The organism is Yoonia vestfoldensis SKA53 (assembly GCF_000152785.1).
Taxonomy (GTDB): domain Bacteria; phylum Pseudomonadota; class Alphaproteobacteria; order Rhodobacterales; family Rhodobacteraceae; genus Yoonia; species Yoonia vestfoldensis_A.
Genome location: NZ_CH672414.1, coordinates 632757 through 656102, shown reverse-complemented (window position 1 = coordinate 656102; position 23346 = coordinate 632757). Strand labels below are relative to the sequence as shown.

Sequence of the window (23346 nt, the reverse complement as noted above, 5' to 3'; positions counted from 1 at the left end):
CTATCAGCGGCAGAAATAGCGGTGCAACAGGCCAGTGTCCACCAATAGACCGCATCACGCGATCATGTGGCTGCGTCTTTTTAGCCAAAGGCAGTGTCAGGGCGCAGCCGGAGCTGCGCCCATTTGCTTACATCTCGACAATATCGTCGTCAGCCGGGCCGTCACTATCGCTCATTGCGAATTCAAGACCATGGGCTGCGCGGATCTTGTCCTCGATCTCGTTTGCGATCTTGGGGTTTTCCTTGAGGAACAGTTTGGAGTTTTCACGCCCCTGCCCGATCCGTTCATCGCCATAGCTGAACCATGCGCCGGATTTCTCGACCACACCCGCCTTGACGCCCAGATCCAGCAATTCGCCGGTCTTGGAAATACCTTCGCCATACATGATGTCGAATTCGACCTGCTTGAACGGCGGCGCCACCTTGTTCTTGACCACCTTCACGCGGGTCGCGTTACCAACCACCTCGTCACGGTCCTTGATCGCGCCGATCCGGCGGATATCCAGCCGGACAGACGCATAGAATTTCAACGCATTACCGCCCGTCGTGGTTTCCGGGCTGCCAAACATCACGCCGATCTTCATGCGGATCTGGTTGATGAAAATCACCATGCAGCCCGACCGGTTGATCGACCCTGTCAGCTTGCGCATCGCTTGGCTCATCAGGCGGGCATGCACGCCAACCGAACTGTCGCCCATATCGCCTTCCAGCTCGGATTTGGGTGTCAGGGCAGCGACAGAATCGACCACAACCAGTGACACGGCACCCGACCGGACCAAAGTATCGACGATTTCCAGCGCCTGTTCGCCGGTATCGGGCTGCGAGATCAGCAATTCATCCAGATTGACGCCCAATTTCTTGGCATATTGCGGGTCCAGCGCATGTTCGGCATCGACAAAGGCACAAATGCCACCCTTTTTCTGCTCTTCCGCGATGGAATGCAGCGTCAGCGTCGTCTTGCCTGACGATTCCGGGCCGTAAATCTCGATCACGCGGCCTTTGGGCAGCCCGCCGATCCCCAAAGCAATATCCAGACCCAGCGATCCGGTCGATGTCGCCTCGATCTCGGGCATCTGGTTCTGACCGCCCAGTTTCATGATCGAGCCTTTGCCGAACTGGCGTTCGATCTGGGCCAAGGCGCTTTCCAGTGCCTTTTCCTTGTCTGCGGTTTTCTTGTCCATCATTTTCAAAAGATCTGCCGTTGCCATCTACCCTGTCCTTATTCCACGCACCCCGCCAAGGGGCAATCAAAGCTTTGTTCGCCTTATGTTCCACATTACATGCGATCAAAACATGAACATTGCAACAGAAATTTCCTATCCCACTCTGGACGGCAATTGGTTAAAGATGCGTTATGACGCGAAAGATCGCCTCAAGATGCAAGGAATAGATGCAGATGCTGGTGTTCTGGGACCAGAACCTTGTTTTGTTGGCGGTGCCGAAAACCGGCTCGACCGCGCTCGAAGGCGCGCTGGCCCCGCGCGCATCCATGGTGCTGCGCGATCCGCCGCATCTCAAACATGCGCCCTGCTATCGCTACAAACGATTCTTGCGGCCGTTTTTCGTGCAGGCTGGCGGCAAGACGCCAGAATTGATGGCGATCGTGCGCCATCCGGTGTCCTGGCTGGGCAGCTGGTACCGGTACCGCAACCGCGACGATCTGGTGGGGCACCAAAACAGCACCCGGGGAATCAGTTTTGACGATTTCGTGGTGGAATATTGCAAAGGCGATCCCGCGCCCTTTGCCGCTGTCGGATCACAGGATAAATTCCTGCGCATCAACGACGGCGAAATCGGCGTGCAACATCTGTTCCGCTACGAGGCATGGGATCAGGTGACAGCTTTCCTCGAACACCGTCTCTCGCTCACCCTGACACTCAAACAGATCAACGTCTCGCCCGATATGGACCTGACCCTGTCGGACGATGTGCGCGCGCAACTGCACCATAAACGCGCCGCAGAATTCGACATCTGGCAGGCAGGACAGGGTTGACCGCGGTCTGCGTCTTCTTATTTCCAAAAATACTCAAAAAAATCCGGCGTCAGCCGGCAGTGTCACGGCCTTTGAACCCTGTCGCCACGACAAATTTTTCCGAACTGTCAGACCGCGACGCCGGCGGTTTGACATTGGCAACCTTCTCGAACCGCGCTTTGAGCAGTTTTTGCAGATCACCTTCCGCACCGCCCGCCAACACCTTGGCGACAAAGGTGCCGCCTTCGTTCAATACGTCAAAGGCAAAATGCGCCGCCGCCTCGCATAACGCGATGATCCGGTTGTGATCGGTCTGTTTATGCCCCGATGCGGATGCCGCCATATCCGACATCACGACATCGGCATTGCCGCCCAGCCAGTCGCGGACCTGCACATCGGCATCATCGGCCATGAAATCCAGCTGGTAAATCTCGGCCCCGGGGATCGGATCAACCTCTTGCAGGTCAATGCCCAGCACATAGCCCTGCGCCTTGGACGTGCGTTCGCCCAAGGCATTGGCGCGCTTGACCGCGACCTGCAACCAGCCACCGGGCGCACAGCCCAGATCCACGATCCGCGCGCCGGGCACCAAAAAGCGGTATTTGTCGTCCAGTTCCAATATCTTATAGGCCGCCCTACCGCGATACCCATCCGCCTTGGCGCGTTTGACATAAGGGTCGTTCAGCTGCCGCTGCAGCCATTGGGTCGACGACAGCTTGCGCCCGCGCGCCGTCTTGACCTTGACATGCAGGTCACGTTGGCCGCGTCCAGAGGTGTTCTTGGTGGTGGGTTTTTTCGCCATGACGCGCTTTACCCTTAAAACGGGGCATCTTCCAAGACCCCATCGGCGGACATCTGGGCATAAAGCAACCCTTCGCGCAAACCGCGGTCCGCCACCGACAGCCGGTCGGTGGGCCACAACCGCATCAGGGTCTGCAAAATCGCGGCCCCTGACATGATCAGCGCCTGCCGGTCGCGCCCGATTCGCGGGTCAGCGCGGCGTCCGTCAGGGCCAAGCGTCAGGTAATCGCGGATCACCGCATCGATCTGGTCGGATGTCATGCGCAGCCCGTCCACCTTGGTCCGGTCATAGCGTTTCAGCCCCAGATAACTGGCCGCGACCGTGGTGACCGTGCCGCTGGTGCCAATGATCTGGAACCCCTTGCGCGATTGCGCGCTGGCAGAGGGCGCAAAAGCCTCCAGATTTTCTTCGAAAAACCAGCTCATGAGCGCGAAACGCGCGGCATCGTCTTCGACATCGCCGAATTGATCGCGCAGCGTGGCCACGCCCAGCGGGACCGAAATCCAATCCACCACCTTGGCCGCGGCAAAGGGGCCGGGGTCGGATTTGAACCCCGCATGCAGCCGCATGATCGCGCGGGGGCGTTCACGCTTGGGCACATTGGTCAGGTCGATCCAGACCAATTCAGTCGATCCGCCGCCAATATCCACGACCAGCAATTGTTCGGTGTTCACGCTAACCAGCGGCGCGCAGGAAATTACGGCCAGACGCGCCTCTTCTTCGGGGCGGATGATTTCAAGGTTCAACCCTGTTTCACGGCGCACCTGTGCCACGAAATGCTGGCCGTTCAGCGCGCGCCGGCAAGCTTCGGTGGCGACAAGGCGCATCCGCTTGACCCCGTGCCGGTGCAGTTTTTCGCGGCAGATCCGCATCGCCGAAATCGTGCGGTTCATTGATGCACGCGACAATCGCCCTGTGCTTTCAAGCCCTTGGCCAAGCTGGACAGATTTCGAAAAACTGTCCACGACATGGAATTGACTGCCCTTCGGCTGGGCAATCAGCATCCGGCAAGAATTCGTGCCAAGGTCCAGCGCCGCATAAAGCGTGGCCGGATCGGCTAGTTGTGGCGCGGGGCTATCGACCGCTTTCGGGAACGCGCCCGCACCTTTGGGACGCTTGGGCGTCATTATTCACGCCCTCCATTTCGAGTTACCAAGAACCTATGCTGCCCATGATCACAAGACAAGCCCAAGACCCCGCCACAGGTGTCTTGCGCGAAAATACCGCAGGACATCGCGGCCCGTCGCGGACCGCGCGCGTGATGTCGAAAACCGACCCTGCGTGTCGCCGCGCGATGCTAGAACCGCTGAAACGGTTAAGGGGGAATCACATGCCTGACGTCACCATCGTGTACTGGCGCGACATGCCCGCGCAGGTCATCGTCGGCCGTGGACGGCGCGGCACCAAGCTGCCCCTGCCCGAACGTTTCGAACAGGCCATCGATCGTGCCGCGATGAAATCGGGGGCGGCGGAATCCGATGATTACATGTCCGGTTTCCGCAAGGCTGACCCCTATGTCACGGATGGCACCGATGCCGAGGCCGCCGAAGCCGCCGTTGCCCGGATCGTGGCCGAATATGATCAGGACCGGATCAAAGCGTTGATTGCAAATGACGGCTGGGCCTGATCCCGCCCGCCGCCTGAAGGAGACATTGATGTCGCTCTTGCCGTTTTTCAAATCCCGCGAACCACAAACGTCTGCGATCAATCCAGAGATCGAAGCCCTATTGCGTGATTATTCGATCGAGGTGATGCCCCGCACCGCCGAAAAGGTCGAAAATTTCCGCGATCTTCTGCCCGCAGGCACCCGCGTCTATATCGCCCATATTGACGGCACGCCGATTGACGACATGGTCGCCACCGCCCGCAGGCTGGCCCATGACGGCTACAAGGTTATGCCGCATTTTCCCGCCCGCATCATCAAGGACCGCGCCACGCTGGCCGATTGGATCGCGCGTTATCAAGGCGAGGCGGGCGTCGATCAGGCGCTGTTGTTGGCCGGCGGCGTAGCCCAGCCACAGGGTGATTTCGACAGCTCCATGCAACTGATGGAAAGCGGATTATTCCGTGATTTCAAACGCCTGCATGTCGCAGGTCACCCAGAGGGAAACCGCGACATCGACCATGACGGCAGCGATACCAATGTGATGGCAGCATTGCGCTGGAAACAGCGGTTCAGCGACACATCGGATGCACAGATGGCGATGGCCACCCAATTCGCCTTCGAGGCGGGACCGATCATCGCCTGGGCGGATGCCTTGCGGGATGCGGGTATCACGATCCCGATCCATATTGGCATCGCAGGGCCTGCGAAATTGCAGACGCTGATCAAATTCGCCATCGCCTGCGGGGTTGGCCCCTCGCTCAAGGTGTTGCAAAAGCGCGCGATGGATGTGACCAAGCTGTTGCTGCCCTACGAGCCGACAGAGGTTGTCACGCAGCTTGCCGCGCACAAGGCCGCCAACCCTGATTTCAACATCACCCATGTGCATTTCTTCCCGCTGGGCGGGATCAAGACCAATGCGCAATGGGCCATCGACAACGGCGGGGCCTCTGCCCTGCCCGCCTCGCAAATCTAAGGACTTTTCATGACCCGCACCATTGTCGAATCCAAGACCAAGACCGCCATCATCGGCTTTGACCAGCCGTTTTGCGTGATCGGGGAACGGATCAACCCCACCGGGCGCAAGATATTGGCCGAGGAGTTGGAACGTGGCGATTTTTCACGGGTCGAGGCCGATGCCATCGCGCAGGTCGCCGCCGGTGCGACGGTGCTGGATATCAATTCGGGTGCTGTCTTTTCCAACAAGATGGCCGAAGACCCGCGCTATGCCGACAACAATTTCGTCGAACCGCCCTTGATGGCTGAATTGATCCGCCGGGTGCAGGCCGTGGTCGATGTGCCGCTGTGCATCGATTCATCCGTGCCGGGGGCCTTGGAAAACGGGCTGGCCGCCGCCGAAGGCCGCCCGCTGTTGAATTCCGTCACCGGCGAAGAAGAACGCATGGAACTGGTCCTGCCGCTGGTCAAGAAATACAACGTGCCTGTGGTGGCGATTTCCAACGACGATAGCGGCATTTCCGAGGACCCCGATGTGCGCTTTGCCGTGGCCAAAAAGATCGTCGAACGCGCCGCCGATTACGGCATTCCGGCGCATGACATCGTCGTTGATCCTTTGGTGATGCCTATCGGAGCGATGGGGACTGCCGGTTTGCAGGTCTTTACCCTTGTCCGCCGCCTGCGCGAGGAACTGGGCGTGAACACGACCTGTGGTGCCTCCAACATCAGTTTTGGCCTTCCTAACCGGCACGGGATCAACAATGCCTTTTTGCCGATGGCTATGGCCGCCGGTATGACATCGGCCATCATGAACCCTGTCGCCCTGCCCATCGGCCCGCTGAAAATCGCCGAAAAACGCGCCGAGGCGCTGGCGGCGGGGATTATCCTGCCCGAGGATCTGGACGACGAAACCTTTGTCACCCTGTTCGGGCTGGGATCGACCTTCCCGCGTCCGGGCAAGGAAATGGAGGCGATCCGCGCCGCGAATTTTCTGACCAACAACGATCCATCAGGCGCGGAATGGATCCGCTTCAACCGCGCTCCGGTCAAAGACGGCGAAGGCCGCGCACGGACCGGGCGGCGGCGCAAATAACTTTCATGCCGCCGGCAGGGATTACGTCAATTCGCGCGAGCGCGAATTGACGGGCTTTTAAGACGAGCGTTTGATCCGTCCTGCAAGACCGCGCAGGGCGGTGTTCAGTAGCGTGACATCAGTCAACACGCCCATGAAATTCACGCCTTTGCTAACGTAATCCGCAACGCGGCCCTCGTCGAAGGTGATGATCCCCGCGATCTTGCCCGCGGCACGCGTGCGCGCGATGATATGGTCGATGGCGGCCAGAACCTCTGGGTGGTCGGGCTGGCCGGGATAGCCCATGTCGGCGGACAGATCGGCGGGGCCGACAAAGACACCGTCCACCCCGTCCGTAATTGCGATAGCGTCGATGTTTTCGAGTGCAGCACGGCTTTCGGCCTGCACCAGCAAGCAGACCTGCGCATTGGCGGTGCGTGCATAATCGGGGATGCTGCCATAGCCAGAGGCGCGCGCAGATGACGCGCCCATGCCACGGATGCCGTCGGGCGGATAGCGCATGGCGCGCGCCATCAGCGCCGCTGTCGCCGCATCATCGACCATCGGGACCAGTACGTTCTGGCAGCCCTGATCCAGCACCTGCTTGACCATCCAGACCTCGGCGCTGGCGATGCGCACAACGGGGCTGGCACCTGTCGCAGCTAGGGCCTGGAGTTGCGCGATCAGCCCGGTGGGCGCGTTCGGCCCGTGTTCGGCGTCGATCAGGCACCAGTCAAACCCGGCCAGCCCCGCCATTTCCGCAAGCTGCGCCGATCCGGTGGACAGCCAGATACCATATTGCACCTGCCCTGCAGCAAGAGCAGTTTTCAAACGGTTTTCAGGGGTTTGCATCATTTGCCTCGTCCAGTGTTCGCGCCGATGCGACCACATCGGCGCGAAACTGGCAAGCCATCAGCGATAATAAAGCGATTGGCCGTTCACAAAGACCTGCACCTTGTCGGGGCTGGCGGCCATGCGCACCGATGTGCCGCGCAGACCGGTATGGATACCGGGCAATTTGCCGATCACGGCGGCATTGTCGCCGAGCTTGTCGAAGTACAAAAGCGTCACCTCGCCCAAGGCTTCGGTGATATTGACCTTGCCTTCAAAGGCGTAATCCTCGCCATCCGTCGCAATCATATCCTCGGGGCGGATGCCGACATTGACCTGCAGGCCCATGTCGCTGTCGCGGGTCGGCGCAGCGGATGTGACAATGCCGCCGCCATGCAGCTTGACCTTGGTAACGGGGCCAGTGCCGACAATCTCGCCCGCGAGCAGGTTCATCGCGGGGCTGCCGATGAATTGCGCCACGAATTCGTTTTCGGGCCGTTCGTACAGTTCCAGCGGCGTGCCGACCTGCGCGATCCCCTTGTTGGCCAGCACGACGATGCGGGTGGCCAGCGTCATCGCCTCGACCTGATCATGGGTGACATAGATCATCGTGCTTTCGGGCATCGATTCCTTGAGCTGGGCAATCTCGATCCGGGTCGCCACGCGCAAGGCGGCATCAAGGTTCGACAGCGGTTCGTCGAACAGATAAACCTTGGGGTCGCGCACGATGGACCGCCCGATCGCCACGCGCTGGCGCTGGCCACCCGACAGGGCCTTGGGCAGGCGGTCAAGATAATCCTCCAGCTGCAGGATCTTGGCGGCACGGGCCACCGCCGTTTCGATGTCAGCCTTGGATTTCTTGGCGAGCTTGAGGGCAAAAGACATGTTTTCGCGCACCGTCATATGCGGATAAAGCGCATAGGACTGGAACACCATGGCGATGCCGCGCTGCGCGGGTGGCACGTCGTTGACGACCTGCCCGTCGATCTGCAATTCGCCCCCCGTGATCTTTTCCAGCCCCGCGATCATGCGTAGCAAGGTCGATTTCCCGCAGCCTGACGGCCCGACAAAGACGATCAATTCGCCCGTCTTGATATCGAGATTGATGTCCTTGAGAACATCAACAGTCCCGCCATAGGTCTTGGCGACCCCCGTCAGTTTCAGTTCAGCCATGTCGCAACTCCCCTAACCTTGCCTTACCTTTTGAGCGCGAAGCAAACTTGCCACGGACCAAAATGCAATTTGCCATCTGCCGAGATATGCGCGCTGCCCAGTTCGGCCCCGATCGGCACCCAATCCCCTGCGGGCGGGTTGAAATCGGATGGTGTCTCGCTGACGTTGAACGCACAAAGGATCGTCTGGTCGCCCGATGTGCGGGTGAAATAGATGACATCGCCCTGCGCCTGCATCTTGTCATGCGACCCGACGCTCAGGGCCGGATGGCTGTGCCGGAATGCAATGGCGCGCCGGTAATGGTGCAGCAATGCGCCCGGTTCATCCTCTTGCGCGGCAACAGACAGGCCCAGATGTTCGGATGGCACCGGCAACCAAGGACGCACGGCGCTGAACCCGCCGTGGTGGTTGTCGCGGTCCCAGACCATTGGCGTACGGCACCCATCACGGCCTTTGAATTCGGGCCAGAACTGGATGCCGTAGGGGTCTTGCAGGTCTTCGAAGGCGACATCGGCCTCGGGCAGGCCCAATTCCTCGCCCTGATAGATACAGGCAGACCCGCGCAGCGCCATCAGCAAGCTGACGAACATGCGCTGGCCGCCTGCGGGCAGGTCCCACCGCGTGGCATGGCGCACGACATCATGGTTGGAAAACGCCCAGCAAGCCCAGCCATCACCCGCGACCTCATCGACCTGACGCATTACATCGACGATGCGCGCAGCGGTCGGCTTGTCCTTGGCCAGAAATTCGAACGCATAGCACATCTGCATCAGATCGGTGCCGGCGGTATATTGGCCCATGATTTCCAGCCCGCGTTGGGCATCGCCCACCTCGCCCACGGCAGCGGCGCCATAGGGTTCCATGATGGCGCGCAGACGCGCAAGGAACTTGACGTTGTCGGGGTGGTTCTTGTCGTGGATATGGTCTTGATGGTTATAGGGGTTCACCGAAGGCGCGATATTGGCGTTGCGCATCTCTTTGGGCAGGGGCGGGTTGTCGCGCAATTCCGCGTCATGCATGTAGAAATTGATCGTATCGAGCCGGAACCCGTCGCACCCGCGGTTCAGCCAGAACAGCGCCACATCCAGCAACGCGTCCTGCACTGCGGGGCTGTGAAAGTTCAGGTCAGGCTGCGAGACCAGAAAATTATGCAGGTAATATTGTTCGCGCCGCGCATCCCATTGCCAGGCCGATCCGCCAAAGATCGACAGCCAGTTGTTAGGCGGGGTGCCATCGGGCTTGGGGTCAGCCCAGACATACCAATCGGATTTGTCGCTGTTGCGGTTGGCGCGGCTTTCGGCGAACCATGGATGCTGGTCGCTGGTATGGCTCAGCACCAAATCGATCATCACGCGAATGCCAAGCCTATGCGCGGTTTCCACCACCGCATCGAAATCGGCCAAAGAGCCGAACATCGGATCGACATCGCAATAATCGCTGACGTCATAGCCGAAATCCTTCATTGGCGAGGTGAAGAACGGCGAAATCCAGATCGCATCCACCCCCAAAGAGGCAATATAAGGCAGGCGCTGCACGATCCCCATAAGATCGCCGATACCGTCGCCGTTGCTGTCTTGGTAACTGCGCGGATAGATCTGATAGATCACCGCACCGCGCCACCAATCCTTGTTCACCGCCATTTCGGTGTTTGTAGCCAAAGCCGTCATAGTGTCTTGTCCTGTCTAGTGACGATCCGGTGGTGCCGGATGTCGTACCCTCAAAAAGTTATTTCACTGATCCGGCCAGCAGGCCGCGCACCAGATAGCGTTGCATCGCGAAAAACACCGCCAAAGGCACCGCGATGGACACAAAGGCCGCTGTCGCCAGAATTTCCCAATTGCCGCCGCGTGTGCCCAGCAATTCGACGATCTGGTTGGTCATCACGGTGGTTTCCCCTGTCGCGTCGATCAGGAACACTTTGGCGACCAGCAGATCGTTCCATGTCCACAGGAACTGGAAGATCGCGAAACTGGCCAGCGCCGGAAACGACAGCGGCAGGATGATCTTGGTGAAAATCTGGAAATCGGTCGCGCCATCGACCTTGGCATTCTCGATAATGTCACGCGGCAGACCGACCATGTAATTGCGCAAGAGATATATGGCGAGCGGTAGCCCGAACCCCGTATGCGCCAGCCATGTCCCCAGATACCCTTTGCCGATCCCGATCTCCAGATGCAGGCGCAACAGCGGGATCAGCGCCAGTTGCAGCGGCACCACCAGCAGGCCGACGACCGCCGCAATCAACAGCGCGCGGCCCGGAAAATCCATCCATGCCAGCGCATAGGCGGCAAAAGCCGCGATCACGATCGGGATGATCGTGGCGGGGATCGTCACGGTCAGCGTGTTGAAAAACGCCTGCGACATGCCATCGGTGCTGTCGCCGCTGAACAAGACGCGTTCGTAATTCTGCAACGTGAATTCGGGCGGGGTTGTGGCGGTCACGAAAACCCGTTGGCCACGTCCGGTCATTTGCGTGGGGCTGGTCCAGATATAGACACCATCGGCCTGCACGGTCAGCGTTTCGCCATCCGACAGCTCCGCGGTGTCGCCGGGGGCGAATTCGGAAATCGCCAATGACGACGTACCCCACACCCCAATTGCGGCCTCGGACCCTTTATCGAACAACTGGCCCTGCACAATATAGACACCATCCACCAGCATCTGCACCCCGTCATCGCCGGGGTTGGCGGTGCGCAGGGTCAGGTTCTGTTCGCTGGCTGTCATTGCCCCCCACCAGCCGGACCCCGAAATCTGGTCCGCTGTGCGAAACGACGACACCAACAGACCCAAGGTCGGGAACACCCACAGCGCCACCAGCGCCACAACGGATATCTGCACGATCCAGTTCAGCGCCGATGTACGCCCTGCGATCCCATCCATCAGCGCATCTCCTTGCGTGCGTTATAGACGTTCCAGACCAAAATCGGGCTGACGAGCAGCATGATCACCATGGCGCTGGCAGACCCGACACCCCAGTCGGAGGCGCGGAACAATTTGTCGAACATGTAATTGGCCAGAACCTGCGTTTCCCATTGCCCGTTGGTCATTGCGAAAACGATGTCGAAGACCTTGAGCACGACCAGCGTGATCGTGGTCCAGACCACGACGATGGTGCCTGCGATCTGCGGCATCTTAATCTTGAAAAACACCTGAAACGGGTTGGCTCCATCGACGATGGCCGCCTCGATCGTTTCCTCGGGGATACCGCGCAGCGCGGCGGACAGGATCACCATGGCGAAACCTGTCTGGATCCAGATCAGCACCACCATCAGCAAAAACGAATTCCAACCCGGAATCGTCATCCATGTCTGCGGTTCACCGTAAGGATGGACATTGGTGAATGCCCCATAAGCCAGGCCCAGCGTGGCATAGACAACATAGCCCAGGATCGCGATCAACACGGCGCGCAGCGCGGCATTCGCACTGAAACCTTTATCGCGGATCGCCTGCGCATTGGTATAGGCCATAAACAGGGCCAGCGCCGCGGCAAAGATCATCAGCGCACCAGGCAACAGCCGCAGGATCAGGAACGATCCGATCCCGCCGTCGAACTGAAGCCACAGCGCGTTCAACGCGCCGATCTGGTTCTGGTCCACGGGGCGTGTGTCATAGATCAGTTTGAAAATCACCGAGGCCCCCACAAAGGAAATCGCCATCGGCATGAAGATCAGCGATTTGGCAAACGCCCCCCATTTGATCCGGTCAGTCAGTTGGGCGGCCAGCAGGCCAAAGGCGGTCGATGCCGCAGGCACGATGATCAGCCAGAGCATGTTGTTGCGCAAAGCTTCCCAGAACTTGGGTTCGGCCATCATGCGCTGGTAATTGGCAAAGCCGACAAAAGCCCCGCCCTGATTGCGGTCAGTCACCGAATACCACAGGGTCGCGACCACCGGATAGGCCAGATACAGCCCCAGCGCCACAATCGCGGGGAACAGAAACAACCACGGCCGGATCAGGTTGGCACGGTTGATATTGCGGCCGGCGTTGGCCCCTTTGGCGGGCAACAGCACCTTGTCCAGAAACTGGTTGGAAAAATAGAAATACGCGACGCAGCCACCGACACCGATGATGATCGTCATGAGGCCCTGTAATGCAGGATTCATCGTTCAACCTCCCTCGGGCTGCGTTATGGGTCGATGACCCGGCACGCAGGCCGGATCATCGGGTGATGAAGGTTTGGCAATCTTACTTGATTGCGTCCCAAGATGCCTGAATACCTGCGGCAACTTCAGCCGCATCTGCACCACCGGCATAATCGACCATGCCGGTCCAGAAAGACCCCGCACCCACAGCGCCCGGCATCAGGTCTGATGCGTCAAAGCGGAAGGTGGTGGCACCCAACAGGATGTCGTTCATGTTGGACAGCGTCGGGTCGCCAAAGGCGGCATTATCCACGCCGGTATGCGGTGTCAGGAAGCCACCCAGACCCATCCAGATTTCATGTGCCTCGGGTGTCTTGAGGAACTCGATCAGATCATTGGCCGCGTCAGACGGGTTGGTGATCGCCCAGAGTGTGCCGGCACCCAGAACAGGCGAGCCAAGATCCTCGGATTCATAGGCAGGGAAGTAGAAGAAATCTGCATCGGCACCCACTTCGGTCCCTTCGGGGAAGAAGGCAGGAATGAATGACGCCTGACGGTGCATGTAGCACTGGGGCGGGCTGTCAAACAGGCCCTTGGGGCTGTCGCGGAAATCGGTCGTGGCCACCGCACCGGCACCACCGGCGACAAAGGCGTCATTGCGGGCGAACAGGCCGAATTGTTCGATCGCGTTCACGACTTCGGGCGCGTCAAACGGCAGTTCGTTGCTGACCCAAGCGTCATAGACCGCGGGGGGCTGTGTGCGCAGCATCATGTCTTCGACCCAGTCGGTCGCGGGCCAGCCGGTTGCACCGCCTGAACCCAGACCGATGCACCAAGGCGTGCCACCGTCCGCGACGATCTGTTCGGACAGCGCGATCAGCTGTTCCATGGTTTCAGGCACGTCATAGCCTGCATCTTCAAAGTTTTCGGGGCTGTACCAGACCAACGATTTCACATCGACCTTGTAGAAAAAGCCATAAAGATCGGGGTTGCCTTCGGGGCCAGTATACGTCCCCAGATCAACCCAAGACTGACCCGCTGCATAGTTTTCCAGCAACCAATCGCCGGTGCCTGCAGGCAGCGGTGTCAGAAAGCCGCGGCGCGCCATATCGGCGGCAAGGCCAGGCTGCGGGAACACGGCGACATTGGGGGCAGAGCCTGCCTCGGCGTCGATCACGATCTGCTGCTCAAAGCTGTCAGAACCGGAATAGCGCACGTCATGCCCGCTTGCGGCGGCAAAGGCGGCCAGCACCTGTTCGACATTGGCCTGATCCGGCCCAAGCCATGGACCGAAAACGGTGATCTGTTCGGCCTGTGCAGCACTGCCCAAGGCAACCGCTGCCACGCTGGCATACAGTTTGAATTTCATTGATATTCCTCCCAATCATGCCGCCATGGCATGTGCGTTTTGTGACACCAAAAGTGTCGGCTCTGTTTATCTCGCTGCGCTTTGGAATCGTTGTACCAAAGCGCTTTGGATGTTCCCACATTCCATCAAGGTTTCAAAATTGTCAATGACGCAGTCATTTGTGAAAAAATGCCTTGGATTTGAGCAAATGGAGCGTTACTCAAATCATCAAAGGTGGCGCGATGGCAAATTGTCTTGCTTAAATTGCATCGCCAGTTTGAAAGCGCTTTGAAAGACACCGATCGGATGAACCTCAAACAATTGTCGCAAAAGCTGGGTCTGAGCCAAACCACCGTCAGCCGCGCGCTGAACGGCTACCCCGAGGTGAACGAGGCGACACGGATGCGTGTCGAACGGGCGGCCGCGCAATATCATTATCGCCCCAGCACCCGCGCCAAGGGGCTGGCAACCGGCAAGGCACTGGCCATTGGCCATGTCATCCCGATTTCCAGCAAACACGAGATGGTCAATCCGATTTTCGGGGATTTCATCGCGGGCGCGGGTGAAACTTATGCGCGGCATGGCTATGAAATGATCTTGTGTACTGCCGATGACGGACAAGAAGAACAGGTTTACCGCGGGCTCAAGGCGCGGCGGGCGGTGGACGGCGTGGTCGTGCATGGGCCACGGCTGGATGACAGCCGGATCAGGTTGTTGCATGACATCGGGCTGCCCTTTGTGGTGCATGGGCGGTCGTCGGGGGCCACCCTGCCCTATGCCTGGCTGGACGTGAACAACCGCCATGCGTTCCAGCGGGCCACCGATTTCCTGCTCGATCTGGGGCATCTGCGCATCGGGCTGATCAATGGGATGGAATTCATGGATTTCGCCCACCGGCGGCGCGACGGCTATACCATTGCCCTGCTCGCACGCGGTGTGCCGGTCGACCCGTCGATCATGCGGTCCAGCGAGATGACCGAAGACTTTGGCTATCAATCCACCCGCGATATGCTGGCGCTGGGCGATCCGCCGACGGCGCTGCTCTGTGCCTCGCTGATCTCGGCTTTGGGGGCGCGGCGCGCGGTCGAAGAAGCGGGGCTGATCATGGGGCGCGATGTGTCGATCATCACCCATGACGATGATCTGTCCTATCTCAAGAACGGCGGCGACATCCCGATTTTCACCGCGACACGGTCGTCGGTACGCGCGGCGGGCGCAAGGTTGGCGGAAATCCTGCTGGGCGGGATCGCGGACCCCGAGTTGCTGCATCAGAACGTGCTTCTCGAAGCTGAATTGATGGTGGGTCGTTCCACCGGACCCGCCCCCAGAAAGGACTGACATGCAATTCAAACGCAGCGATTTTCCCGAAGGATTCCTGTTCGGGGCCGCCACCGCCGCCTATCAGATCGAAGGGCATCAATTCGGCGGTGCAGGCCCCACGCATTGGGATACATTCGCCGCCACCCCCGGCAATGTCCTGCGCGCCGAAAACGGCGCCTTGGCCTGCGACCATTATCACCGCTTTGCCGAAGATTTGGACCTGCTGCGCGATGCGGGCATGGATGCGTACCGGTTTTCGACATCCTGGGCGCGGGTCATGCCGGACGGGCGGACGGTGAACCCCGCAGGTCTTGATTTCTATGACCGGCTGGTCGATGCGATACTGGAACGCGGGTTAAAGCCGTTTCAGACGCTCTATCATTGGGAATTGCCGTCTGCGCTGGCCGATCAGGGCGGCTGGACCAACCGTGACACCTGTGCCGCCTTTGCCGATTTCACCGATGTGATCACCGACCGGATCGGGGACCGCGTCCATGCCATCGCCACGATCAACGAACCCTGGTGCGTGGCGTATCTTTCGCATTTTCTGGGCCATCACGCGCCGGGCCTGCGCGATATCCGCGCCACGGCGCGCGCGATGCATCATATCAATCTGGCCCATGGCATGGCGATGACACGGCTGCGCGCCAAGGGGATGCAGAATTGCGGCGTGGTGCTGAATTTCGACCATACCGCGCCGCTGGATGACAGCGCAGGGGCGGCACAGGCCGTGGCCACATGGGACGCGATCATGAACCGCTGGTTTATCGAGGCCATCGCCAAAGGCACCTATCCTGCCGAGGCTTTGGCCGGTTTCGCCGCCCATATGCCCGCGGGCTGGCGCGACGACATGGCCGAGATCAGCCAGCCCGTGGATTTTCTGGGCGTCAATTATTACACACGCCATCAGGTCACGACTGATCTGGCCCAACCTTGGCCGCATCTGGCATCGCATGAAGGGCCGGGCGCGAAAACCCAGATGGGCTGGGAGATTTATCCCGACGGGTTGCAATCCTTTCTAACGCGGCTGGCGGATGATTATGTCGGTGATCTGCCGCTGTTCGTCACCGAAAACGGGATCGCCTGGGATGACCATGTCGTAGACGGTGCGGTCGATGACCCAGAACGGATTCAGTTTATCGCGGAACATATCGCCGCCACAAGCCGCGCCATCGCGGCAGGGGCCAATGTGCAGGGGTTCTTTTACTGGTCACTTTTGGACAATTACGAATGGGCCTTTGGCTATGAAAAACGGTTTGGGATGGTCCATGTGGATTTCGACACCTTGAAGCGGACGCCCAAAGCATCCTATCACGCTTTCAAATCCGCCATCGCGCGCTAGGAAGCCCCATGTCCCACCCTGCCAACAGCTATGCACTTGTCGCCGATATCGGTGGCACCAATACGCGTGTGGCCCTTGCAGACGGGCGGCGCATCATCACAAGCACGATCCGGCGCTATGCGAATGCGGATTTTCCGGGGCTAGAATCGGTGCTGCGCCGCTATATCGCGGACGAAGGCGGCGTCGATCCTGTTGCAGCCTGCGTGGCCGTGGCAGGCCCGGTGCGCGACGGGCGCGCGACGATGACCAATCTGGACTGGACCATCGACAAAACGACGCTGCAACGCGCGACCAAGGCTGAAACCGTTGCTATCCTGAACGATCTGCAGGCGCAGGGCCATGCGCTGGGGTATCTGGACGCAGCCAATATCCGCACGATCCTGCCTGGTCCCGACACCGGCGCGCAGGCGGCCAAGCTCGTGATCGGCATCGGCACAGGGTTCAACGCGGCCCCTGTGTTCGATCTGCCCGCAGGCCGGATCGTCACGCCGTCCGAAAGCGGCCATGCCAATCTGCCGATCCGCAACGAGATGGAATTGCGCCTGTGCCAATTCGTGTCCACCGCCCACGGCTTTCCAGCGGTCGAGGATGTGCTGTCAGGGCGCGGGCTGGAACGGGTCTATGCGTTTTTGGGCAACGAAGACAGCGACCCGCGCGAGGCGGCAGCACAAGACATCATGGCCGCCTGTGCCGATGACAGCGATCCGCGCGCCGTTGCCGCGGCACGCCTGTTTACCCGCATCCTTGGCACGGTCTGCGGCAACCTGTCCCTGATCCAGCTGCCCTTTGGCGGCGTCTATCTGGTGGGCGGTGTCGCGCGGGCCTTTGCCCCGCATCTGACGCGTTTCGGCTTTGCCGAGGCGTTCCGCGACAAGGGCCGTTTCGCAGGCTTCATGGGCAATTTCGCCGTCCATGTGATCGAGGATGATTATGCCGCCCTGACCGGATCGGCGGCGCATCTGGTCGCATTGGGCGCGACCGGATCGCTGGCCGCACAGAGCAGCAGCTAAGCTGCGGGCAAGGTTTCGGCCAATTGGTCCTGCACGGTCTGCGTCAAAGTGATCAACGAAAACGGTTTGGGCAGAAAGATCGCATTGGCGACCTGCGGTTGACTGTCGCTGAACGCATCTTCGGCATAACCCGAAATGAACACGACCTTGGTGTCCGGTCTGGCCTCGCGTGCCTGGCGCACCCAAGTCGGCCCATCCATGCCGGGCATGATCACATCGGTGACGAACAGATCGACATGAAGCGCCGAATCTTCGAGCATCGCTAGCGCGGTCTCGGCGCAATCGGCCTCTAGCACGCTATAGCCGCGCAGGCGCAAGGCACGCGACGCAAAGGCACGCACCGGTGCCTCGTCTTCGACCAGCAGCACGACACCGGTGGCCGGGCCGTCAACCGGCTCGCGGCGCGTGGGTTCGGGCACCACCACCGGCTCGTCAGGGCGGTTATCGCGCGGAAACAGCAGCGTAAATTCCGTGCCTTTGCCCACTTCGCTATCGGCAAAGATATAGCCGCCGGTCTGCTTCACGATCCCGTAAGCCGTTGACAGGCCAAGCCCCGTGCCTTCGCCGGGGCGTTTGGTGGTATAAAAAGGTTCAAAGATCTTGTGCAGCTTGTCTGGGCTGATGCCATGGCCATGGTCAATCACCTTGACCTGCACATAATCCCCCAATGGCACGACGGCGCGGTCCTTGACCATCGGGTCGCGCAGGCGCAGGTTTTGGGTGGTGACACGAATGTCGCCCGCCCCCTGCATCGCATCGCGCGCATTCACGACAAGGTTCATCAATACCTGTTCCAACTGCCGCTTGTCCGCCCTGATCGGCAGCAGGTCGGGATCATGGTCCAGCGTCAATGTCACCTTTTCCCCCACCAACCGGTTCAGCAAATGGGTCAGGTCCGACAGCGTTTCACGCAGGTCAATCACCTCTGGCTGCAGGGTCTGTTTGCGCGAAAACGCCAACAATTGCCCGACAAGGCTGGCCGCGCGGTTGGCATTCTGGTGGATCTGAATCAGGTCGCTATAATTCTGGTCGCCTTCGTCATGGCGCAACAACAGCAGATCGCAATGCCCCGAAATCGCGGTCAGCAAATTGTTGAAATCATGCGCCACACCACCGGCAAGCTGGCCGATGGCCTGCATTTTCTGGCTTTGGACGAATTGCGCCTCGAGCGATTTCAGCTCTGTCACGTCATCGAGCACCGCGATCAGATGCGGGTCGGTCGTGCCACCCGCCGCATTCAGCGTGACCTGCACGAATGTGTCCTGGCTTTGGCCGCGCCCTTGCAGGAATTGCGGGCTGCGACCGCTGCGCCCCTCGAAGGCTTCACGCAGCCAGTCGTTGATCGGCCGCCCCAACCCTTCAAGAAGGTCGGTCAGTTTCAGACCATCGGTGTTCACAATCCGCAGCAATTGGCGCGATTCGCGATTGGTGCCCAAAATCTCGCCCGAACGGGCGATTTTCAGCAGCGGGATCGGCAGATCCTCGATCGCATGCCAGCCAGCGGTGAAAAACCGCGGCCCATCGCCGCGTTGATCGGCCAGCAGATAGATATCGCGCGCGCCGCCCCAGCCTTCGGCGACGGCCACGATCACCGGCTGCGGGCCTTGCGCGGTCTTGAGCATATGGCGCTGTCCGGGGGCCAAGGGCAGATCGTCGAACAGATCATCAATATTCGCCACGCTACGGCCCAGCAAGCTGCGCAAGGCGACGTTGATATGCAACACAGCGTTGTTCGGCCCCAGCGTCATCATTGGCAGCGGCAGGTTCTCGTGCTGGCGTGCAGCGGCCACCGCCTGATCGCCCAGATCATCCATGCGCCACAACCGCAGCGCCGGGCCGATCACAACCACGCTCAGCCGGAAATGCCCGCTGCGCGTGATCACGTCTTCTTTGCTGCCGCCGGTCAGATGCGCGCTATGCGACAGACGTTGCAAAAAAGGATGCGGGTTGGCCAGAAAGCTGCCGAACAGATCGGCCAGCCGCCACCCCGCGCAATTGCCGAACCGCATGACCGCCGCGGTATTGGCATAGCGCACCTGCCCCACGGCATCGGTCAGAAAGGCGCAATCAAGATCGTCCTGCATCAGCCGGATGGCCGTCGTCTCAAGCTGTTTGCTGCGCCAATAGCCAAAGGCGACCCGTCCAGCCAGCACCGTTGCCAACACCAAGAGCAAGCCACCCGCCGTCATCAGACCGATGCGCAGCATGCCCTCCTCGGTCATCTGCGCCTCAATCAGAACCAATACAGCCGCGATGTATACCCATGGAACCAATGCCAAACGGGCCGCAGCGGGCGAAGCGGGCCTTGCAATCGTTGGATTGTCTGGCAAAGGTCACCTCCCTCAGCAGTATCCACTCAGGCTAGTGAAAACATCTTAATCATTAATTAATACAGGATATTTCGTCGCACGGCTAAGAAATATTGTTTTGGGCCAATACCGACAGGAAAAACCCGTCGCCATCAGGCCCGGGCAGCCGCTGATCGCGCAGCATGACCGACCATGCTGGATTGCAGTGCAAAAACCGCGTTATCACCGCGTCATTCTCGTCTTGCAGCACCGAACAGGTGGCATAGGCCAGCAGGCCTTGTGGGGCGACAAATGTTGCCGCACGGCCAATCACGTCATTTTGAATGGCGCAGAGCGCGTCCAGCCGGTCGCGCGTCAAGCGCCATTTCGCATCGGGGCTGCGCCGCCATGTGCCACTGCCACTGCACGGCGCATCGCAGAAAACCACATCGAATGGCGCGTGATCCGCGACCTGATCGGGTGCCAGCCTGGTGATCACCACCCCCGCCCGTGCCGCGCGATCCGGCAGATCGGCCATCCGCGCGGGCGCGATATCATGGGCAAAGATGTCCGCCACATGCCTGTCAGCAAAGGCCAGCGCCTTACCGCCGCCACCTGCGCAATAATCCAGCACACGCGCGCCTGCAGCCACCGGCACCATCTGCACCGCGCGTTGTGACGCCGCATCCTGCAATTCGACCAGACCCGTCAGATAGGCCGCCGCCGTCCTGATCCGGCGGGGATTGTCCAGCACCCGCAGGCAGCCATCCACCGTATCATGTGCCTGTGCCGTAACCCCGTCCTGCGCAAGCGCGGCCATCGCTGCGGCCAATGTGATACGCCGTTGATTGACCCGCAAGAACACATCCGCGCGCGCCTGTTGCGCCTGCGCAGCCTGCAGCGCATCTGCGCCCAGACTGGCCTGCCAGACCGGCCAGAGCCAATCCGGCAGATCGCAGGCAGCCGCGTCCGACAACGCCAAAGGCAAAGCAAGGGCAGCAGCCTCAGTCTCACTCAACACATCAGGAGCATGGTCCAAGCCGTTGAAAATATGTGAAAGATCGACATTATCGCGCTGCAACAACCGCGCCATCAACAGCCGTCCGTCACTCTCACCCAGCGACCGCCGGCAGCGCAGCACATCAAAGACATGGTCGCGCACCGCGGCGCGGTCCTTGGCACCGGCAAAACGGCTCGCGCGCGCCCAACCTGTCAACGCCTGTTCGGCAAAGGCCCCGCCGCCGATCTGGTCAAGCACGGTAATGGCAGCAGCGACGCGCGCGCCGGGGGTCATCAGCCGACCCGGTAATTCGGGCTTTCACGGGTAATCTGCACGTCATGGACGTGGCTTTCCTTCAGCCCTGCCCCCGTGATCCGCACAAAGGTGCAGTTCTTGCGCATTTCCTCGACCGTGGCGCAGCCGGTGTACCCCATCGCTGCGCGCAAGCCGCCCACCAGCTGATGCACCACCGCATGCGCAGAGCCTTTGTAAGGCACCTGGCCCTCGATGCCTTCGGGGACCAGCTTGTCGCTGGCGGCCTCTTTCTGGAAATAACGGTCGGCAGAGCCGCTGGCCATCGCGCCAAGGCTGCCCATGCCACGGTAAGCCTTGAACGACCGACCCTGATAGAGGATCACCTCGCCCGGGCTTTCGTCGGTGCCGGCGATCATCGAGCCGACCATGGCACAAGACGCCCCCGCCGCAATCGCCTTGGCAAAATCGCCCGAAAACTTGATGCCGCCATCGGCGATCACCGGCACGTCGCCCGCGGCCTGCGCGCAATCCATGATCGCGGTCAACTGCGGCACGCCGACACCGGCCACCATGCGCGTGGTGCAGATCGACCCGGGGCCGATACCGACCTTGACCGCGTCAGCGCCTACGCCGATCAGGGCGCGTGCCGCCTCGCCCGTGGCGATATTGCCTGCAACGATCTGGACCTCGTTCGACAGCGCTTTGACCCGTTCGACAGCGCGCGCCACGCCTTCGGAATGGCCATGCGCGGTGTCGATCACGATCATGTCAACGCCTGCATCAATCAGCGCCTGCGACCGTTCAAACCCTGCATCGCCAACGCCGGACGCAGCAGCCACCCGCAGCCGCCCCAGCGCATCCTTGCAGGCCATCGGGTTCAGCACGGCCTGTTCGCTGTCTTTGAGCGTCAAAAGACCGGTCAGCTTGCCTGCATGATCGGTGATCAGCAGCTTTTCGATGCGACGGGCCTGCATCAGGGAACGGGCTTCGTCCAGATCCGCAGGTTCATGCAGGATCGCCAGATTTTCGGTCGTCATCATCACGCTGACGGGGGTTTTATCGTCCTGCGCAAAGCGCATGTCGCGGTTGGTGACGATACCGATCACCCGGCCATCGGGGCCAACGACCGGAAAACCGGTGACGCGGTAGCGGTCCATCAGATCCTTGGCATCGGCCAGCGTCTGGTCGGGGCGAAGCGTGATCGGGTTATAGACCGTGCCAGATACAAACCGTTTCACGCGCCGGATTTCATTGGCCTGCTGCGCGATATCAAGGTTCTTGTGGACAACGCCGATGCCGCCCGCCTGTGCCATCGCAATGGCCATGCGCGCCTCGGTCACGGTATCCATGGCGCTGGACAACAAGGGGATGTTCATCGCGATGGACCCCGTCACGCGGGTGCGTGTATCGGCCGTCGATGGCAAGACGCTCGATGCTGCAGGGACCAGCAAGACGTCATCAAATGTCAGGGCTTCACGAATCTCCATCAACCTGTCTCCGTTCGGGGGCTGTTGGCGCGTCCCTATCGCATGGATAGTCCCGCGCCGAAAGGTCAAATCACCGCTTGAAGCCGCAAAGCCGCCCGCGCATGGTGCGGCATGATTGACCAGCACCCCTGTCCCGACCTGCCCAGACCGGCCTATCTTGTCCGGCTCGGGCTGCGCTTTTGTGCGGTACTGGCGGTGGTTGGGCTGGCTGTGCTGGGGTTTGACTGGCTGCAGACACAGATCGTGCGGCTGGAACAGGATGCAGCATTGCGCGCGATGTCAGGGCTGATGGTGGCTGTGCTGATCCTGTATGCCATCGTTCTGGCCACACCCTTTGTCCCTGGCGTCGAAATCGGCGTGGCGCTGTTGATCATCCAAGGGGCCAAGGCCGCGCCTTTCGTCTATCTTGCCACGGTTTGCGGGCTGTCGCTGGCCTTTGTGATCGGGCAATATGTGTCGCTGCTGTGGCTGATCGGGCTGTTGCGGGGGCTGCGGTTGCACCGGCTGGCGGGCTGGCTGGACCGGGTGGACGGCCTTGCGCGCGCTGACCGGCTGCGGTTGCTGCAGCAAAAGATGCCCGCCTGGCTAGCGCCAGTGTTTTTGCGTTTTCGTTATGTCACCGTGGCGCTGGCGATCAACACGCCGGGCAATATTGCTGTGGGCGGCGGTGGCGGGATCATGCTGGTCGCAGGGTTGAGCCGGCTGTTCGGGACTACCGCGACGCTTTTGGTGATCGCCCTTGCCACGGCGCCGGTGCCGCTGGCGGTCTGGCTCTGGGGCGTGGATGTGGTGCGGTAGAGTCGGG

At 60.5% G+C, this 23346-nt stretch carries 21 protein-coding genes; 9 read left to right on the top strand and 12 right to left on the bottom strand.

Features of this window, described 5'->3' with window-relative positions:
• Positions 1–127: 127 nt before the first annotated feature.
• Positions 128–1207 (bottom strand): recombinase RecA, encoded by a 1080-nt coding sequence (recA, locus tag SKA53_RS03275; RefSeq protein ID WP_007204624.1) that lies wholly within the window; start codon positions 1205–1207, stop codon positions 128–130.
• Positions 1208–1389: 182 nt separating this feature from the next.
• Here recA and SKA53_RS03270 point away from each other — a divergent pair, with 182 nt between their 5' ends.
• On the top strand, positions 1390–1992 hold the full coding sequence (locus SKA53_RS03270; RefSeq protein ID WP_007204623.1) for a hypothetical protein: 603 nt from the start codon (positions 1390–1392) through the stop codon (positions 1990–1992).
• Positions 1993–2041: 49 nt separating this feature from the next.
• On the opposite strand, the gene SKA53_RS03265 is transcribed toward SKA53_RS03270, so the two are convergent.
• Positions 2042–2773, bottom strand: coding sequence for an RlmE family RNA methyltransferase (locus tag SKA53_RS03265; RefSeq protein WP_007204622.1), 732 nt, complete (start codon positions 2771–2773; stop codon positions 2042–2044).
• 14 nt (positions 2774–2787) lie between these two features.
• Positions 2788–3900 carry a Ppx/GppA phosphatase family protein gene (locus tag SKA53_RS03260; protein WP_007204621.1) on the bottom strand — a complete coding sequence of 371 codons (1113 nt, stop codon included), beginning with the start codon at positions 3898–3900 and terminating at the stop codon, positions 2788–2790.
• 203 nt (positions 3901–4103) lie between these two features.
• Between SKA53_RS03260 and SKA53_RS03255 the strand changes: the two genes are divergently transcribed.
• Genes SKA53_RS03255 through SKA53_RS03245 form a run of 3 tightly spaced genes read left to right on the top strand, consistent with a single transcriptional unit; the run spans position 4104 to position 6426 of the window.
• Positions 4104–4400: a virulence factor gene (locus SKA53_RS03255; protein ID WP_040483096.1), complete on the top strand. Its 297-nt coding sequence runs from the start codon at positions 4104–4106 to the stop codon at positions 4398–4400.
• Between the two features lie 28 nt (positions 4401–4428).
• Positions 4429–5352, top strand: a complete 924-nt coding sequence (locus SKA53_RS03250) for a methylenetetrahydrofolate reductase (RefSeq protein WP_110549064.1) — start codon at positions 4429–4431, stop codon at positions 5350–5352.
• Between the two features lie 9 nt (positions 5353–5361).
• On the top strand, positions 5362–6426 hold the full coding sequence (locus SKA53_RS03245; protein ID WP_007204618.1) for a methyltetrahydrofolate cobalamin methyltransferase: 1065 nt from the start codon (positions 5362–5364) through the stop codon (positions 6424–6426).
• Positions 6427–6483: 57 nt separating this feature from the next.
• Here SKA53_RS03245 and SKA53_RS03240 read toward each other — a convergent pair whose 3' ends face one another.
• The 6 genes from SKA53_RS03240 to SKA53_RS03215 form a co-directional block, all read right to left on the bottom strand.
• Positions 6484–7257: an HpcH/HpaI aldolase family protein gene (locus SKA53_RS03240; protein WP_040482774.1), complete on the bottom strand. Its 774-nt coding sequence runs from the start codon at positions 7255–7257 to the stop codon at positions 6484–6486.
• A 60-nt stretch (positions 7258–7317) separates the two neighbouring features.
• Positions 7318–8409, bottom strand: a complete 1092-nt coding sequence (locus SKA53_RS03235) for an ABC transporter ATP-binding protein (protein WP_007204616.1) — start codon at positions 8407–8409, stop codon at positions 7318–7320.
• Between the two features lie 23 nt (positions 8410–8432).
• Complete coding sequence (locus tag SKA53_RS03230) at positions 8433–10049, bottom strand: alpha-glucosidase (protein WP_007204615.1); 1617 nt, start codon at positions 10047–10049, stop codon at positions 8433–8435.
• 85 nt (positions 10050–10134) lie between these two features.
• Complete coding sequence (locus SKA53_RS03225) at positions 10135–11289, bottom strand: carbohydrate ABC transporter permease (RefSeq protein WP_007204614.1); 1155 nt, start codon at positions 11287–11289, stop codon at positions 10135–10137.
• The gene (locus SKA53_RS03220) at positions 11289–12512 is read right to left on the bottom strand and encodes a carbohydrate ABC transporter permease (protein ID WP_040482773.1); all 1224 of its coding nucleotides are present in this window, start codon (positions 12510–12512) and stop codon (positions 11289–11291) included. Before SKA53_RS03220 ends, SKA53_RS03225 begins: the two co-directional genes overlap by 1 nt.
• Positions 12513–12594: 82 nt before the next feature.
• A complete protein-coding gene (locus tag SKA53_RS03215; protein ID WP_007204612.1) occupies positions 12595–13860 on the bottom strand; it encodes an ABC transporter substrate-binding protein in 1266 nt (421 codons plus the stop codon).
• Here SKA53_RS03215 and SKA53_RS15375 point away from each other — a divergent pair.
• The 4 genes from SKA53_RS15375 to SKA53_RS03200 are packed head-to-tail and all read left to right on the top strand — an operon-like array spanning position 13850 to position 17511.
• Positions 13850–14131, top strand: coding sequence for a hypothetical protein (locus SKA53_RS15375; protein WP_131494565.1), 282 nt, complete (start codon positions 13850–13852; stop codon positions 14129–14131). The genes SKA53_RS03215 and SKA53_RS15375 overlap by 11 nt on opposite strands.
• A 14-nt stretch (positions 14132–14145) precedes the next feature.
• On the top strand, positions 14146–15177 hold the full coding sequence (locus tag SKA53_RS03210) for a substrate-binding domain-containing protein (protein WP_040483095.1): 1032 nt from the start codon (positions 14146–14148) through the stop codon (positions 15175–15177).
• Between the two features lies 1 nt (position 15178).
• On the top strand, positions 15179–16501 hold the full coding sequence (locus tag SKA53_RS03205) for a GH1 family beta-glucosidase (protein ID WP_007204610.1): 1323 nt from the start codon (positions 15179–15181) through the stop codon (positions 16499–16501).
• An 8-nt stretch (positions 16502–16509) separates the two neighbouring features.
• A complete protein-coding gene (locus SKA53_RS03200; protein WP_007204609.1) occupies positions 16510–17511 on the top strand; it encodes a glucokinase in 1002 nt (333 codons plus the stop codon).
• Here the strand turns inward: SKA53_RS03200 and SKA53_RS03195 are convergent.
• The 3 genes from SKA53_RS03195 to guaB form a co-directional block, all read right to left on the bottom strand.
• Positions 17508–19754, bottom strand: coding sequence for an ATP-binding protein (locus tag SKA53_RS03195; RefSeq protein ID WP_007204608.1), 2247 nt, complete (start codon positions 19752–19754; stop codon positions 17508–17510). The genes SKA53_RS03200 and SKA53_RS03195 overlap by 4 nt on opposite strands.
• A 169-nt stretch (positions 19755–19923) precedes the next feature.
• Positions 19924–21093: an RsmB/NOP family class I SAM-dependent RNA methyltransferase gene (locus tag SKA53_RS03190; protein WP_007204607.1), complete on the bottom strand. Its 1170-nt coding sequence runs from the start codon at positions 21091–21093 to the stop codon at positions 19924–19926.
• Positions 21093–22541, bottom strand: coding sequence for an IMP dehydrogenase (gene guaB, locus SKA53_RS03185; protein WP_007204605.1), 1449 nt, complete (start codon positions 22539–22541; stop codon positions 21093–21095). The genes SKA53_RS03190 and guaB overlap by 1 nt, the downstream gene beginning before the upstream one ends.
• A 111-nt stretch (positions 22542–22652) precedes the next feature.
• Between guaB and SKA53_RS03180 the strand changes: the two genes are divergently transcribed.
• Positions 22653–23339, top strand: a complete 687-nt coding sequence (locus SKA53_RS03180) for a hypothetical protein (RefSeq protein WP_007204604.1) — start codon at positions 22653–22655, stop codon at positions 23337–23339.
• The last annotated feature ends 7 nt before the right edge of the window (positions 23340–23346 follow it).